The 17590-nt window shown below is 31.7% G+C and carries 8 protein-coding genes; all 8 read right to left on the bottom strand.

Features of this window, described 5'->3' with window-relative positions; translation table 11 throughout:
- Positions 1 to 16: 16 nt before the first annotated feature.
- The 8 genes from sov to KK2020170_RS05110 all read right to left on the bottom strand — a co-directional run bounded on the left by sov (position 17) and on the right by KK2020170_RS05110 (position 17467).
- Positions 17 to 7267 carry a T9SS outer membrane translocon Sov/SprA gene (gene sov, locus KK2020170_RS05145; RefSeq protein WP_255567342.1) on the bottom strand — a complete coding sequence of 2417 codons (7251 nt, stop codon included), beginning with the start codon at positions 7265 to 7267 and terminating at the stop codon, positions 17 to 19.
- A 1-nt stretch (position 7268) separates the two neighbouring features.
- Positions 7269 to 7850, bottom strand: coding sequence for a Holliday junction branch migration protein RuvA (ruvA, locus tag KK2020170_RS05140; protein WP_221259751.1), 582 nt, complete (start codon positions 7848 to 7850; stop codon positions 7269 to 7271).
- A gap of 12 nt (positions 7851 to 7862) precedes the next feature.
- On the bottom strand, positions 7863 to 10148 hold the full coding sequence (locus KK2020170_RS05135; RefSeq protein ID WP_221259750.1) for an NADP-dependent malic enzyme: 2286 nt from the start codon (positions 10146 to 10148) through the stop codon (positions 7863 to 7865).
- Between the two features lie 672 nt (positions 10149 to 10820).
- Positions 10821 to 10997: a hypothetical protein gene (locus KK2020170_RS05130; RefSeq protein ID WP_221259749.1), complete on the bottom strand. Its 177-nt coding sequence runs from the start codon at positions 10995 to 10997 to the stop codon at positions 10821 to 10823.
- 301 nt (positions 10998 to 11298) lie between these two features.
- Entirely contained in the window at positions 11299 to 12228 is a 930-nt protein-coding gene (locus tag KK2020170_RS05125) for a carbohydrate kinase family protein (protein ID WP_221259748.1), read from the bottom strand.
- A 1-nt stretch (position 12229) separates the two neighbouring features.
- Entirely contained in the window at positions 12230 to 13405 is a 1176-nt protein-coding gene (locus KK2020170_RS05120; RefSeq protein ID WP_221259747.1) for a glycoside hydrolase 100 family protein, read from the bottom strand.
- A gap of 6 nt (positions 13406 to 13411) precedes the next feature.
- Entirely contained in the window at positions 13412 to 14719 is a 1308-nt protein-coding gene (locus KK2020170_RS05115; protein WP_221259746.1) for an MFS transporter, read from the bottom strand.
- A gap of 120 nt (positions 14720 to 14839) precedes the next feature.
- Positions 14840 to 17467, bottom strand: coding sequence for a TonB-dependent receptor domain-containing protein (locus tag KK2020170_RS05110; RefSeq protein WP_221259745.1), 2628 nt, complete (start codon positions 17465 to 17467; stop codon positions 14840 to 14842).
- Positions 17468 to 17590 lie beyond the last annotated feature (123 nt).

The following is a 17590-nucleotide window of genomic DNA, read 5'->3' as shown; positions in this document are numbered from 1 at the left end:
AAATATTTTTCAAATATTAATTTCCAAAGTTATATCGTAACGTAAATCCGGCCCTAATATTAGTTATTGGAAATGATGTAGAGATAACAGCTTGTGTAAATTGATGATCATAAAATAAAATAGCTGTTAAATTTTTACTGAAGGAATAATCGGCTGTAAATTTAATAGACCACATATCTTGTCCGCCTCCCAATTCATTATTATCATAATCTAAATAACGAACAATAGTTTTATTCTTTCTTAAAGTAAAATCTGCTTTCAAATTAATATCACTTTTAATAACACCCATTGGGTTATCTGCTAGTGCAGTATTAATTGTAACATCTTTAATACGATATCCTAATCCTAATGTATATTCGTTACCGCTTACTTCAGTTAATAAGTTATTAGCAAAACTCATATTTAATGAACGGTCTTTTTTCATTTCTGCCAAAATTCGAATCGAATTTTTCATTTCAAAATCAACCTTCATTAATGGATTAAATTGCTCCGTAAGGTTAACATTTGTAACTAATGTTTTAGCATAGAAATTACCATTAGCATCTATTGGTGTATTGTTTAGGTTTGAAGTAAAACCATTCACATTATAACTTGCTCTATATCCATGTTGTAATGAAAAACGTTTAAATGTATCCTTGAAGAATTTATAACGCATCAATCCAGTATATTTAACATTCCAATTTGGTAAAGGAACATCTCTAAAAATACCTGTAGACACTTTATCCACATCTCTACCTGAATATGCTGCAACAAATGAAGGCAATAATACTTGTTGACTGTTTTTACCAAAACCAACTGGATACCCTTCAACATCTCTTGGAAATGTAGAATTACCATAATATTGTTCAGCAAGTTTATCGGCAACTTTAATTCTATTATCTCTGAATGCTTGAAATGCTTCTGAAAAATTTTCATCGCTTTGAGCAAATGATGTTTTTATCAAAATTGTTGAAATATTAAAATTACCTGTATTATAAGGAGATCTTGAATTATACTGTCCGTTTGTAACATCATATTGCTCAGAATAATTCTCCATCATCATTCGCTCTGCATTAACATCGATCTTCAAATCTTTAAATGGTTCAACTTGAGCTGTTACATTTAATTGCTTGTTTGTAACTTGTGTAAAATTCTGATTGAATTCAGGGAAAGTAGTTAACCAACCATTTTGAGCTGCTTTATAACGAACATCTGACTGACTACCGAATACAAAACCTAAAGTAGGTCTAGAAGTTCCAAAGAACCCAAGACTTGGTAAATAACCTGGAAGTACTGTACCATTTGTTTCTGTATAATTAACTTGGATGTTTTTAACACTCATTAAAACACCTTTTAAGCCTTCTACAAAAACATTCCCATCTGATTCTTTTTCATTCTTTTTAGCCGAAATCTTTTGACCTGGAACTGGCTGGGTATTCCCTTTACCTTTTGTATTATTTCCTTTCTTATTTTTATTCTTTTTATTCCCAACCAAACCAACATATCGATAAAATGCATCCATATTAAAGTTTGCATTTATCTTATGAGAATTTGCATTTTGAATAGTATTTCCTAATTCATATACATCACCATTTTCTGCTGTTACTGTTGAAAAAGCAGTTGAAGCTCTTTGCCAATTGTAATCACCCGTATAAGTATATGTAGTTTTTAGAAAACTTAAGAACGGAAGTTTATTTAAAGGCAACTCATAATTAACTACAATTTGTTGGTTATGCTGATTAGGATCACCAATATCCCAATATTGATCCCAAATATCTAGCTCATTGTTAACTTCACCAAATGGGTCAATATAATTCTTAACAATGTTACTCGAAGAAGCAGTGTAATTTAATTTTAGCGACTTAGTCAAACTATAATTAAACCCATAGTTATAATTGAAGAAATAATTTCTTCTATACAATGCTTCAAGGCCAATACCTTGCACGTCTACCAAACGGAATTGCTGACGGTTATATTGACGAATAATATTAGAGCTAAATGAAATATTATTAGGTAAAAAGTTGAAGTTAAAATCTTTCAACAATTGATAATATCTACTCTTAAATTTTTTTGATTTCTTAAATGGCTCTATAGATTTTGGTTTAAAACTGTAAGCATAATCTACAGAAGTTCTATTCTGCTGGTCAATTGAATTTTCAATCTCATAATCCCTATGGAAAGTTTCATTGAATGAATAAGAGAGAGTAACGTTTTCAATATCATAAAAATGTTGCTTTTGTTCAGGAGCTCTTTCCTTTTTTACACCTATAAAATTTATACTTGTTCTTTTAGTATAATCTTCCGCCCTCGTTCTTATATTTTCACGCTCTGAAGCATCTGGTGTCTCATCCAGCAATTGCTCTAGCTCAATATCTTGATAAAACGGATCATATTTTGGTGTAATAGTTTGTTCGCCAACTGCATAATTAAAAGGAACATTAATTCCCCATTTCTTCGGTAATAATTGTCCTAAATTAACATTTGTTACAATATCATATTGAAACATATCTTCACGACTTCTTTCGTTAGGTCCATCTTCAATTCCACCAAAACCTATAGTACTAAGTCGAGTTGTAGCAGAAATATTTGCAAAATCAGCTAAATTAGCATCTAGATTAGCAACTGCTGCATAACCTCCTTGATTGTCCATGTCAGACAAACGAAGTTCGTTAAACCAAACTTCTCCTCTTTTTACATCTCCTGATTTATTTTTAATACCTAACATAATGGTTCTAACTAATCCAAAGTTCGGATTACCTTTAATACCAATAGTCATTTTATTGTTTGAGGAACCTAAATCACTTTCGTTTAAGAAATAAATTCCATTTGCATCAGGCACACCTAAATTATCACCAATTTTTCTAGATTTTATTTTTGTCAATAAATCTAGTGCTAATTCCATTTCGTTATCAGCAGGCCAAATATCTTCAGCAGAACTTGCTCCAAAATTAGTCAACTGTAAAGGCATTTCAACTTGATAAAAGTTTTCTGTAAAATCGTTACCAAAACGGATGAATGCTACTAAATCATCGTCAGCTAAATTCGGATCTGGAACATTATCTGAAACTTGAACAGCTTCAGCATGCATAAACATCCTTAATTTTTTAAATTGACGCATGTCTATGTTTACATTTTTAAAAACAGCACGTGAATCACCTGACTCTAATCCGAATGTAGTCCCTCCAAATTTATCATAAACTCTTAATGATAAAGATTGTTCGTTTTGATTGATAACTGTATTATTATTATACAATTGTTCTCTTGTTACTCCAGGAGGAGTAACATAACGAATTGGAGTTCTATTATTATTTTCTTGAATGTTTAGAGACACTACATCAAAACCTGTATTATCATCATCATCATTATCGCCAACATTATCATCTAGACTTCCTAAAAATCTTCTCCATTCACCTCTAACTAGGTCTAAAGCTCCGAAACGTAGAGTAATTTCATCTCTAAACCCTGTCATGTACATTCTAATAAATCGAACAGAACGTAAATCTTCAATTGGACCTACTTTTGTAACTCCGGTTAAATCTTGAATTGGAATTTTATATTGCACCCATTGAACATCTGTAGAACCACCATTTGGCAAACTAGATTCCGTAGTTGTTCGAATATCGGAAACATAATTTTGTCCTACTACAGGATTAGGCCCCATATTAACTTCATAGATAAAATATGAATTAATAGTATTCATAGTATTATCTCTATTAATATCTTCAACATCTGGGTAAGTTGTATTACCTCTATTGTTATCAGTCACATTAACTGGTGAGTTACCTTGGTTACCATTATAATTTTTATAACGATTTAATACGTCACCAGTAGTATTCAAATAAAATTCATAATTATCACCAGCTGGATCCGGAAAAGAAGCATAAGTTGGAAATTTAACAGCCTCTTCAGCGTCTAATAAACCATCAAAACCAGCGTCTTGTACGTCTCTATTTCCTTCATTTGTATCAAAAGCATAAATCAAAGATTGGGAAGCTGGCACTTGCCCCCAATTGGTTTGTATTGTTGGACTTGATGAACCTGCCTCAGGAAGACCGTTCTCATATAGCTTTCTTCCGTCTTTTAAAATATCTTCAGAAATCTCACCTAAGTTGAAAACAATTTTTCCTGTATTTGTAGGATCTTGGATATCAACAGGATTTATATTTGGAGCATTATAATAAGGGTTCATTACCCAAAACTGAACATACTCAACGTTAGCTTGTTCAAAATTTGTTGAAGTAATAGCTCTCATAATTCCGCCCCAGTTGTCGGGAGCATCTACATCGTTAAAAATACCGCCATTCCCAGCAATTGAAGAATTAAAATTATAGGGCCCTCTTTCTTTAGGATAATAAGTTAAATCTAAAGTATTAATAACTGTTTGTTGACCTTGAGCTATATCTAAATTTGGATAAATTTCGTCATAATAAATCCTTCTAGTTTTATTCAATGACAAATCGCTATTACTTATACCACCAGGAGTTTGCGTATAAAACACTGGATCAATAGAATACCAAGATAATTTAGCCCTTTTATCTCCAATCGAAGGAGCGTCTGTAGGAGGTTCATCACTATTTGGAATTCCATCAAAATTATTCTCTAAAGGTACACTCGATAAAAACCAAGCAGAAGGCGTTCTTAAATCGATAGTTGTTTGTGAACCTTCAAAATCGTCAACATATGTAGTTGCTTCTCCATTAAATTGGTCGGCCTTTGATGCACCTGGGAGCAAATAAGCTATTTCACCTCTAAATGAAATATTTGAAGGCACATCTGTATCAATATTAGGCAGTTTATTTACTAATCGAGTTAAGAAAGGAGCTTCGGTAGAGTAATTAGTATTTACACCAAAAATAGTATTATTGGTAGACTCTTGTCCATAGTTTGATTTGTTCGTAAAAGGTCTTTCACTTAATCGTAACAAAGTTGCACCTAACATAAAGTTCTTATTAAACTGATGTTCTACATTAACTCCCCAAAAACGTCTTGTTTGTTGTCCAAAAACTGAATTATTCTCAACCGAAATTTCAATTGGAGTATTAGAAGCTTGTAAAGCCGGATCTAAAATTTGCACTTTCCCTAATTGATAGTTTACAGTATAATCGATACCTTCAACCAAAACTCTACCTCCTGCAGTTACAACAACAGAACCTTGAGGGACATTAAACGCACCTATAGAAATACCATCACCACCAGAAGATTTAAAACGTCCTTTTAATTGAAATTTATTTTTCTCACTATCCTGTAAAGCAGCTGCTTGGGTTAGCTTATATAAATTTCTAAATACGTATTTATCTTGATTTACATTATATGAAGCCTCGTCATCATAATCCTCTGTTGGAAGGTTATTTAACTTTTTGAATAAATGTTCTCCAAACGGCTCTTTTGTAGTAAAAATAACTCTACCATATTGAGGGTCAACTGTAATTCCTGGAATGAAATCAAAAAATCCATCTCCACCATTTTGACGGTCATTCGTGTAATTTAATTCGTCCACTTTAAAAACCCTTAACAAAGGAGTATCTTGAACATCAGCAGGTAAAGGAAGTGGAATAGTTCCTGTATTATCTTCAAATGCTGTTATATAATTTAACGGAGAAGGATCTGTGTAAAAAATATTTAATTTAAAATCCTCTTGTTGCAACTGATAAGCCCCAGGAATTTGATAAATATTTTTCATCATCAAGTTCCAAATTGGCATTGTATAATCTATAGTTGCGACCGTGTTTTTAACAATAGTCAGATTACTTTTTAATAACTTCAAAATTAAAGCTTGAGAAGTTGGTACACCATTATTATCAACATTTGTAGCATCAACACCATCTGTACCAAATTCACCTACTTGATATACATCATCCCCAATCGTATATTGAAAGGCAACAGCTAAGACTTCATCGTTTTGTAATTTTTGGTTTAACGACAAATATCCTAATTGTGGATGGTACGTAAATTCAGACGCCATTAATTTTCTGGCATTCTCTAACTTAGCATAGTCTGTTCCTTCTTCCATTCCGCTAATATTAAAACCATTATTAGCAGTGGCAACTTCACGAATTTGACTATTTAAAAAGTTACTTCCAATATTATTAGGATTGAATCGGTTGTTCTTATTATCAGTTGGTGTATCTGTTATAGTAGAACCAAAAAAAGTAGGATTTGCGCCTAAATCAATTGCAACCACTTCTTGTGGCAATAATGTTGAAAGAGGACCTTCTCCTAAATCTTGAAGAGCAACAACATTTCTTATGTTATTTTCAGTTGTATTAACTCTATTTTGTTTGTTTGTTACCCAAACTTCAATTCTAGTAATTTGAACACGACTATTTATGTAAGGATAATTTTCTAAGGCTTTGTCATATTTATCTCTGAAATATTGAGAAAGAAAAAAGTGTCTATCAGCATCGTATTCTTGCGCAAAAAAGCTAAAATCTTGTAAAGTACCTCCACCTTGAGAAGTTACTGTTTTTGTTTGAGATTTTTGTTCAGAGAAAACTCCAGTAATAGTTGTCTTACCAAACTGAAATTGTGCTTTTACCCCGAATAAACTTTGCGCACCTCTAATTAATGAATTTGATAGTGGAAAATTTACATTTCCGACTTCTAATTTTTGTAGAATATCGTCTTCATTAGATCCATATTCTAATTTAATTAAATTTTGAAATGCAAATGTTGATTGCGTATCATAATTTACATTTACATTTAATCGTGTTCCAACTTTACCTTGTAAACCAACACTAATTCTTTGGTTAAAATCAAAAGTTGTAGTTCTTCTATTTCGAGGCGAAAAAGATGGATTATCTTGTTTCGTAAATCGAACTCCTAAGTCAATTTCAACAGAACCTGTAGGCTTTATATCAATTGTATTGCTTCCAAAAATAGCTTCAAAAAACTTAGAATTCACATAATAACGAGGTAATAAATTTTTCTTTGCATCTTCATCATCTGATTTATTATCAATTGCCGCTGATTTCTGTTGGTAATACTTTCGCATCTCTTCACGAAGTACTAATTCTTGATATTGATCAGGAGTTAATACTACAGGATAATTAATATTAAAACCATCAAAAGTATTGGTATAGATATAACGATCAGTAACAGGATCGTATGTATATGCTTCTACAATACTTGTTGGATTTGGAATCTCAACTTTTCCTAAATCAACACCATTTTTTATGGTATCTTGCTCTTCTTCAACCTGAGCCAAAGCTAAAGCAGGAATAAAAAAGAATAATACTTTAAATATTTTAATTGCTTTTTTAAAAGCTATATTTTTATTTTTCTGATCCAAACTATAAATTTTTTAACGCCTGTTTTATCAATTGTTCTACAGAAGCATTTGGGGCATCTTTAACAATTTTATCTATAACTTTTTCTGCGGCTTTTCTATTAAAACCTAAAACCTCTAATGCAGATAACGCTTCATCTTTATTTGTATTGTTTTGCACAACAGAAACATCTTCCAAATCGTAGACTTTTAACACTTTGTCTTTTAAATCTAAAATTACTCTTTGTGCTGTTTTTGCGCCAATTCCTTTTACTCCTTGAATTGTTCCAACATCATTTGATGCAATTGCCTGAATAATTTGAGTTGGCTGAAGTGACGACAACATAGTTCTCGCTGTATTTGCTCCTACACCCGAAACTGAAATTAACAATTTGAAAAGCTCTCTTTCCTGTTTCTCAATAAATCCGTAAAGCGTATGTGCATCTTCACGAACTTGTAAGAACGTAAAAAGTTTTAAATTTTCACCATCTGGAATTAAAGAATAGGTATGCAAAGAAATATTAATATGATAACCCACACCATTACACTCAATTACAACATCTGTTGGAGTTTTTTCAACTAATCTACCTTGAATATGTGCTATCATTTAATTTATTATTTAATTTTTTTTAGCTCTTCTTTCTTTTTCTTGTGCATCAACAACAGCTACAGAAGCCATACTTACCATTTCTTCAACACTTGCTCCTAATTGAAAAATATGAACAGGCTTATCTAAGCCTAACATTATTGGTCCAATAGAATCTGATTTATTCAATTCCTTCATTAACTTATAGGTTATATTAGCAGCATCAAGATTAGGAAAAATCAAAACATTAACCTTTTTATTTCCAATTTTTGAAAAAGGAAATTTACTCTGTAACATTTCAGGATTTAAAGCAAAATCGGCTTGTACTTCACCATCTACGATTAAATCTGGATAATATTTATGTAAATAAGAAACTGCTTCTCTAATTTTCTTAGCACTTTCATTATTAGATGATCCAAAGTTTGAAAAAGAAACCATTGCCATAACAGGCTCAATACCAAACATTCTTACCGTTTTAGCCGTCATTAATGCAATTTTAGCTAAATCTTCTGCAGTTGGGTTAGGATTAATCGCAGTATCTGATAAAAACATTGGTCCTCGACTTGTCATCATCATATTCGTAGTTGCGATTCTAGTTACGCCTTGTTGCTTTTCGATTAATTCCATCACTGGCTTAACCACCGAAGGATAGCTTCTAGAATAACCAGTAACCAAAGCATCAGCCTCACCTTCATTTACCATCATTAAAGCAAAATAATTACGCTCACGCATCCATTTTTCAGCTTCAAGAAATGTCATACCTCTTCTTTGACGAGACTTCCAGAAAACTTTTGCGTATTGTTTTCTTCTTTCTGATTCTTCCTTAGTTTTTGGATCAATAATAACTACATCTGCATCAAAACCAATTTCTTCTTTTAACTCTTGGATAATTTCTTTGTTACCCAATAGTATAGGATACCCAATGCCTTCTTCATGAACAATTTGAGCCGCTTTTAGCACGTCTAAATGATCAGCTTCAGCAAATACAACACGTTTTGGATTTGTTTTGGCTCGATTCATTAGCATACGAATCATCTTATTGTCAGAACCTAATCGGTCTAACAACTCTAATTCGTATTTTTCCCAATCTTGAATTTCAATTTGTGCCACTCCAGATTCCATCGCGGCTTTAGCAACCGCTGGAGCAACGACACCAATTAATCTAGGATCAAAAGGTTTTGGAATAATATAATCGCGACCAAAATTTAATTTGGTTTCACCGTATGCAATATTTACTTGTTCTGGAACTGGAGTTTTAGCTAATTCGGCCAAAGCACGAACAGCAGCCATTTTCATTTCTTCGTTAATCTTAGTAGCACGAACATCTAACGCACCACGGAAAATGTATGGAAATCCAAGAACATTATTTACTTGGTTTGGATGATCTGAACGACCGGTTGCCATTATAATATCTTCTCTAGTATCTATTGCCAACTGATAATCAATCTCAGGAACTGGATTTGCCATAGCAAAAACTATAGGGTTACTTCTCATGGTTAACAACATTTCTGGAGTTAACACATTCCCAACAGATAATCCTAAAAAAACATCAGCATCTATAATAGCTTCCTTAAGGGTCTGAGGTTCACAAGATTTTGCATATTTTTTTTGAAGTTCAGATAAATCCTCACGGCATGTAGTTAACATCCCGTCTTTATCAAACATGAATATGTTTTCTACTTTAACACCAAGAAGTAAATATAAATTAGCACAAGCCAAAGCCGCTGAACCAGCTCCAGAAACTACTACTTTTACATCTTCAGGTTTTTTTTCTGCTAATTCTAATGCGTTTAATAAAGCTGCTGATGAAATAATTGCCGTTCCGTGTTGATCGTCATGCATTACAGGAATATTAAGCTCTTCTACTAATCGTCTTTCTATTTCAAAAGATTCTGGAGCTTTAATATCTTCTAGGTTAATTCCACCAAAAGTTGGTGCGATATTTTTTACAGTAGCTATAAATTCTTCAATGTCTTTTGTTCCAACTTCAATATCAAACACATCAATATCGGCGAAAATTTTAAATAGCAATCCTTTACCTTCCATAACAGGCTTTGAAGCTTCTGCCCCAATATCGCCCAATCCTAATACAGCAGTTCCGTTTGAAATTACAGCGACCAAATTACCTTTAGCCGTATATTTATAAACGTTATTTACATCTTTAGCAATTTCTAAACATGGTTCAGCAACTCCCGGCGAATATGCCAAAGATAAATCTCTTTGAGTTGCATATTTTTTTGTAGGTATAACCTGAATTTTTCCAGGTGTTGGTTTTGCGTGATATAATAGAGCTTCTCTACGTTTCGTATCCCTATGCATATAATCAGATTTATATGAACTTACAAAGTTAAAATAAGCAACGAAAGAAAAAAATTTTATAGCTACTCTTTTATGAAAATGAAAAAAAATATTATTTCTATTATATTTTTAATGAAAAATGCCCTTTTTAAACACTTCCATCTAACATATTAATAGAACACCAATAATCCGAAGCAGGTAAATTAACATTATTAAAGGTTTCATCTCAGCCTTGAGAAGAAGAGGAAATTTATTTTATTTACCATATCGATTAAATATGGAAATCGTGGTTTGACTTCCAAAACGACTATCAAATCCTTTTACACTCCAAAAATCGTTGATTTCATTACCAATTTGGTGTGAAAAATTTTCTAATCCCTAACACAACAACTTATCGATTCTTTTGAAATTCCACATCTATTTAAATCATACTTATAAACGGTGAACAATCCCAGTAATACATCATAAAAAACAGGACTATCTTGATAGTTTTCGCTATCTATACTGTATAGATATAAACCATCACCCGTTAACCATAACAGCAACTGTATTCATCTCCTCTAAGTCTATGATATTGAAAGTATTAATAATAACATTAGATAGATTCACTTGTATTTCCCTTATACTAGTGCATCCTAAACTATTCGTAACTTCTACACTATAATCTCTAATAGTTGTCGCTTGATAAGTATGTTAATTTGCTTTAGTAATAGCTTGACTATCTAGATTCCATTGATAGGCAAGATTGGGAATAATCGTTTCATCAACTAACCCTGCATTCAAGAAAACGGAAGAATTTGAAACATCTGTACAAATCATTATATTTTCAAATGAAGATGTATTAAAAACTTTAATTTCATCTTGCGTCAATGGGGTACTCTCTTCTCAAATCACTAATAATTTTGAATCAATAGAATTAAATACTGGAGTTTCATCCATTATAAATTCTAATGTCATTGAAAAAACTACAACCATTAGTAGTAACATTCGTAAATGTAACCGTTATTATTTGTGAACCCAAAGGAAATGGATTTGGCAAAGCTGTATATAGTTTCGACAATCATTTGACAAATTTTAACTAAATGAAAAACAAAAAAATAAAAAAGCTAAACTAAAAGCATTTTTTTTATAACATTTCATATAACTGACCCAAAATTTAAGAAATTATAACTTAGACATTTAAAATTTGCTCTAAATTAATATCGTCTGGAAGCCTTCCCACATTTTGAAGTTTAATAGCTGCTAGTTTTTGAGCGATTGTAACAGATTCTTCTAATGATTTTGTATTAATTTGTGCATATAAAAAACCAGTCCAAAAAGCATCACCAGCACCAGTTGTATCTTTTACTTCTTTTATAGATATTACTTCTTGAAAGAATACTCCTTCTTTTACATCTGAGACCACAACTCCTTTTTTTCCTTTTGTTAAGCAAATTGTAGTAACTCCTAGATTATGAAAATAATCAAAAATAAATTCTTCTGATTTTACTTCAGCAAAAAGTCTGTAACAATCGTCTTCACTCAATTTAACCAGTGGATCATTTGACAAATAATCGCTTAAAACCCGTTTAGCTTCTTCCCTGTCTGGCCAAATTTTTTCAGAAAAATTGATATCTATACTTAGTTGAACCCCTAACTCCTTTGCTTTCTTAGCTCTATTTAAAATAGTTTCTCTTGCTGGGTTTTTACTTAATGCAAAACAAGTAGTATGAAAAATTTTTGCTTTTGCAATACTTTCATTTGTTAATTGTTCAATGGTAATATTACAATCCGCTTGTCTGTAGGGAATAAAATCTGGTGTATCAGTTGATTTTGAAACAAAAATTACCGAAGTTGGTTCTGTTTCAACTTTTTTAATACTCGATACATCAATCTTATTTGCTTTTAATTTTCTAATGATATAATCGCCTAATCCATCTTGTCCACAGGAAGCTACTAGTAAGGGATTCAACCCTATTCTTGCTGCATTAACAGCAACATTAGTAGGGGAACCTCCTAAAAAACGATGGTAATCTTTAGTTCTATTTATTGAAGTATTTATTTCGTGACCAATAAAATCAATTAAAACCTCACCTATACATATTATATCTATTGTTTTCAATTTACAGTAAAATTTTAAAATTAGTATATAAAGATTGATTTACTAGAATAGTGGCAGCTGCACTCCAAGCACAAAAAGCAACGCCGTTTGGCATTGAAGAGTTTGAATTAAAATTTTCAAAAAATGAAAAATTATTTAACGAATTAGCTTCATTTATTCGATCTAGAATTGCTTTAGCCATGTTTTTTTGAGATTTAAATAGTAATGCCATTCCAAAGAAACCATTTACCATCGGCCAGCTTCCCCCGTTATGAAATTCATAAGGATAATTTCTAAACTCATATTTACAATTATCTTTAAGTAAGTTCCAATATTCTTCATTTTCAAAAATAGGAGGCCAAAATGCTGGAAGTAATCCTAACTTTGTACTTAAAGCTAAATCATAGGAATGATTAATAATTTTATTTTGAATTTTCTCTGTACCAATATTTAGCAATAACACTAATGAATTGGCAAAAGCATCAAACTGATTTTTATATCCAGACGGAGAAAAAGAACAGGGTAAATACTCTTTAAAATCCAATTCATAATAAGCTCTTTCATGAAATTTTTGACCTTCTGCATTAGGGAGAAAATTAACTTGTATTTGCTTAATAATTTTATCTATTTTAATAGTAATTGCTTTATTTTTTTTAAAATGATTATAACTTTTTAAAGCCCAAACACGAAGTAATTGATCGTATAAAACATAACCGTCTGTTATATATTCATCTGCCCAATTACCAGATAAAGGCACATATATAAGATGCTTATTATTAAATTCCCAAGCTTCTAATAATCGTAATGCTTTTTCTATTTCATTTTCATATTTCTTAACAAAGGAATCATCTTTTGTGTGAAAAGCGTATTGGCAAACACCAATAATAAACCAAGTTACAGCATCTACTCTACCTGCTAATCCACCATAGCTTACATCTACTTTATCCACACCAATTAACACATTAGATGGAATAGTTCCTATTTCATGTTGGTATTTAGCTAATGTTTCAAGAGTACTTTTAAATGTCTCTATTAATTTTATATCATCCGAAGCCAAAGCTGCCAAACCACAAATTACACCGTCACGTGCCCATACTCTTTGATAGTTAGACGTGTTTTCGGCACTTGCTAAAAACCCATTTGGCGTTGATACTTTATGCAATAATTCTATTGCTTTATCATAATATATAGTTTCCATAATTATTTAAACTTTCCTAATTTCTCTTTTATTCTTAATTAAAAGCGTATAAATTGCAGCCAACATTAACAAAACACCTGCAAATGTTATTGCATTTCTAGGATCATTATCCAAAAAGTTTTTTAAAATATAACCAAATGAAAGATTTTGAATAATCATTGGAATTACAATCATCATATTAATGATTCCCATATAAACTCCATAACGTTCTTTTGGTATGTCTGAAACTACCATTAAATAAGGAATTCCCATCATACTTGCCCATCCTATACCAAAGCCAGTTGTAGCAAAAAATAGCCAGTTTTTATTTTCAATATGTGGAAAAGCTAGAAAGCCTAAAGCTGCTAATAATAAACAAATAAAGTGTACCCTTTTTGCTCCATATTTTTTTGCAAAACCAACTAAAGCAAAGGCAATTAAAAATGTTACTACATTGTACCAACCATTTACCAAACCTGTCCAACTTACCGCTTTTTCATAGGCTTCAGGATTTGTTTTTGGAGTAGCGTTCCAAACCGACAAAGCTATACTTTTTGAAGAATTTTGCCAGTAACAAAACAGCGCATACCATTGAAACAAATAAACTATGGCTAATTGCCACATTACTTTAGGCATAGCACCAATGGCTGAGAAAATTTCAATTAAAGGTTCTAAAAAAACATTCTTTTTATTTTTTATCAGAGACAGTTCTTCTTGAGTGGGAGGAATCTCAGGAGTTGTTTTCATACTCCACCAAATTGAACCTATCGAACAAACTGCACCTAAGAAAAAAGAAGCATAAACCCAAGTTGGTAATGAACCTGTTTTCCCAACAATAATTAACGGAAAAATAAATAAGGATAAATTAGCCAAGGTTTGTCCCAAACCAGTAAAAAAGCTTTGCATTTGAAAGCCCAACGGTTGTTGCTCTTCAATTAATTTATCCGCTACAAAAGCCCTATAAGGTTCCATAGCCATATTGTTTCCTGCATCTAAAATCCAAAGTAAGCTAGCTGCCACCCACAAAGAACTACTAAAAGGAAAAGCTATTAAACTTAAACTACATAACAAAGCACCAATCAAAAAATAAGGTTTTCTTCGGCCCCATTTTGGATGCCAAGTTTTATCACTTAAAGCTCCAATTATAGGCTGTACTAATAACCCTGTAACTGGACCAGCAAGATTTAACAAAGGAATTTCATCTGGACTAGCTCCTAAAAAATCATAGATAGGATTTACTGCACTTTGTTGCAAACCAAAACTATATTGAATACCTAAAAAACCAACATTCATGTTTAGGATTTGCCAAAAATTCAGTTTTACTTTTCTTATCATTATTCGTAAATATAAGGTTTGCTATCCGACCCTTTTAAACAAAAATATTACAATAAATCCCATACCTAAATACGCACGCTTTAGGTATAGGGATTTATCTCATCATAATCTAACTAAAATTTAAAATCGATATGACAAAGCCATTGATAATGATCTGCCTGGTAAAGGTCTAGCTCTTACAATATTTGTTGCATTCTCTGTTATACTTCCTTCTTCTGCTTCTGTAATTGCTAGTGTATTAAATAAATTATTTCCAGAAATATTTAAGGCTAAATCTTTAACTAAAGTGAATTCTAAAAAGCCATTTACAATAACAAATCCATTCATTACTAATTCATTAGAATCTTGTGCAAATGCTTTTGTTTGCCCTATAAAACTTAATCCAAAAGTATTTTTCTTTTTAGAAAAACTATATGTTGGAATAAAATTATACATTAGTTTTGGTTGTCTTCTAGCTTGATTACCGTCATTTGGTCCAGATGTGATTTCTGCATTTGTGTATGTAAAAGCCCCTCTAAGGTTTAAGTCTTCTGTAACATTGTAAGAAGATTCTAATTCTAAACCTAAAGATTTATAATCATTCTCAATGATACTATTTGAAGTTGCCTCAAAACCTCCTTCTTCATTTGTTGTTGATTGGAAAGCTGTTACAAATATATAGCCATCTTTAAATTTTCTTTTATAACCAATTTCTAATTGTGCTAAGAAATCTCTTGCATTAATTTTATCTCCATCTAGATAATTTAACCCTGAGAACAGAATTCTATCTGCTTTAGCAGAAGCACCTTTACTATATCTTGCAAAAACAGACGATTGTTCGTTTAATAAATAATTAGCTCCAAAAGTATAAGAGGCATAACTATAATCGTAATCAACAGCAGTAGCATTAGCATTATCAATGGCAAACACATTTTGTTCAGGAGCAGAAATTGATCCATCATTATTAACATCATAAATAGTACTAGTTCCTCCAGCAAATGAACCATTCACTCTCCCTTTATCATAACGAATTCCACCTTCAACAATTAAATCCTCATTTACATCAAAAGCTACATTTAAATAAGGAGCCGAAACGTTGTATTGTGTATCATAATTTCTAGCTAAATTACCCCAAAATGGTGTTCCATAAGCATATAATCCATTTTCAGACAATAAATTCCCTCCAGCATCAGTAACATTAATTAAGCGAGGATTGTTATCAGACACTTCTTGAAGATAAGAATTCCATAACCATGAGATAGATACATTTTGAATTGATTTAAAATACCCAGCTGTAATCCCTAAACCAATTTCATCAAATCGCTTTGATACTCTTAAATCATTCATGAAATTATTTAAGTTATTTAATTTAGCATCAAACATATGGATTCTTGAAACTAAGCCATTAGGATTATTAAAAGGAGAACCGTCATTAGCATAAGTTAAAGTAGCACCTACTCCAAATGAATCAGCTATTTCTGAAGCAGTTGCTACCTGAGCTGGAAAAGGAGCAATAAACTGTCCACTATTTGCTGAAAAACGACCATTATTATTCACTTTCCAACCTTCCCCTAAATCGAAATCTAAATTAGCTCCTATAGATTTTGAAACAGGATGCATTCCGTCACTTACAGCAGTTCTATTTAATTGTCCATCTGGCCCTAAACCTACATTATGATTTAGATAAATGGATTGTTGTGTTCCAGAAGTAGCATCATAGCCAGAAACACTTCCCCAATCAGGATTTGCATTTGTCCCTGTCACTTGAATAGGCATTGGCATGTAAGCCGCTGCTCTATCATTTAAAAATTTGGTATAAATAGTTATAGAACCTTTTTCAAATTCTTTAGTAATATTAAACTTCATTTGACCACCATTATTAGCAGTAAAACCAGGACTTCTTACTCCTTCACCCAATCTGTAAAAACCACCTGTATGAAAATATAAACCTTCTCCTATTTTAGTACCATATTCTATATCTGTTCTAAAAGAATTATAATCTACTCCAAATGTTGTTGCTAAGCTTCCTCCTTCTGTTTTTCCAGTTTTACTTATAAAATTGATAATTCCCCCAGGTGAATTAGAAGACAATGTAGAAGCAGAACCACCTCTTATGGCTTCAATTTTTGCAACATTTCTATCAAATCTTGTAAAAATATCTGCCGTTGCAAAAGATATATCACCATATAAAAGCACTGGCAAACCATCCTCTTGTAATTGTAAATATTTAGAACCACCAGAAGAAATAGGTACACCACGAACTGAAATATTCGAATTTCCTTCACCACCAGAAGATTCTGAACGAATACCTGGAATAGTTCTAAAAATCTCTGCAGTAGATCTAGGAACAGTTTGTTCCACTTGTTCCACATTTACAGAGGTAATAGAAACACTCGATTTTAACTTTGTAGCTTTATTTACAACTCCAGTAACGATAATATCTTGTAATTGTGTGGCATCTTCTTGTAAAACAAAATCTAACGTAGTATTACCATTAACAACAACTTCTTTTTTTAAAGTTTTAAATCCAAGATATCTTGCAACGACTGTTACGTTTCCAGATGGTACATCATTAATTGAATAATTACCTTCAAAATCTGTAGACGAACCTTTGTTTGTGTTTTCAATAGTTAGATTAACCCCAAATAATGGATTTCCAAAATCATCTGTTACTTTCCCAGAAAGTTTTCCATTTTGAGAAAATGAAGAACTAGTTGAAAAAAGTACAATGAAATAGAAAATGTTTCTTAAGCTAAATTTTACTTTCATGATGTACAATTATTTAAGTTAGTTTAATTTTTTAGTTTTATTAATTCGAAATTATCATTTTTTTTATATAAAAATTGCGTTTTAATTATCGAAAACGTTTTCGTTAAACCGAAAACGTTTTCG

It is taken from the genome of Flavobacterium okayamense, from assembly GCF_019702945.1.
Taxonomy (GTDB): Bacteria; Bacteroidota; Bacteroidia; order Flavobacteriales; family Flavobacteriaceae; genus Flavobacterium; species Flavobacterium okayamense.
The sequence above is the reverse complement of the archived record's forward strand: the minus strand, read 5'-3'. Positions and strand labels throughout refer to the sequence as shown.

Bases quoted from the DNA above. Each gene is read 5' to 3' on its own strand.
- ruvA (WP_221259751.1), bottom strand. From the start codon at position 7,850: ATGATAGCACATATTCAAGGTAGATTAGTTGAAAAAACTCCAACAGAT.
- KK2020170_RS05135 (WP_221259750.1), bottom strand. From the start codon at position 10,148: ATGCATAGGGATACGAAACGTAGAGAAGCTCTATTATATCACGCAAAA.
- KK2020170_RS05115 (WP_221259746.1), bottom strand. From the start codon at position 14,719: ATGATAAGAAAAGTAAAACTGAATTTTTGGCAAATCCTAAACATGAAT.
- KK2020170_RS05110 (WP_221259745.1), bottom strand. From the start codon at position 17,467: ATGAAAGTAAAATTTAGCTTAAGAAACATTTTCTATTTCATTGTACTT.
- KK2020170_RS05120 (WP_221259747.1), bottom strand. From the start codon at position 13,405: ATGGAAACTATATATTATGATAAAGCAATAGAATTATTGCATAAAGTA.